Source organism: Pseudomonas sp. HMSC057H01, from assembly GCF_001836405.1.
GTDB classification, from domain to species: Bacteria; Pseudomonadota; Gammaproteobacteria; order Pseudomonadales; family Pseudomonadaceae; genus Pseudomonas; species Pseudomonas aeruginosa.
Genome location: NZ_KV828427.1, coordinates 1 through 201 on the forward strand (window position 1 = coordinate 1; position 201 = coordinate 201).

1 protein-coding gene is annotated in these 201 nt (G+C 59.7%); it reads right to left on the reverse strand.

Going from position 1 to position 201, the window contains the following annotated elements:
- Positions 1-201, reverse strand: a 201-nt coding sequence (locus tag HMPREF2581_RS33415; protein ID WP_218189479.1) for an S-type pyocin domain-containing protein, incomplete at both ends; no start/stop codon positions are given.

Sequence of the window (201 nt, forward strand, 5' to 3'; positions counted from 1 at the left end):
CATCGCGGCAATCTGCGATTTACCACTCGGGCTCTCTTGTGCAGCACTCGTGAGTCGTACCGGCATATCAACCGTGCCACCTGCCTTGGCGACGCTTTGCAAATCAGCCGTGCCAGGAAGCCCCAGAGCGGACGCCTCCAGTGCCAATGCATTGCGAACGCCGGCAGGAACCTTGTCACTGTCTTTACCAGCCTGGTCGGA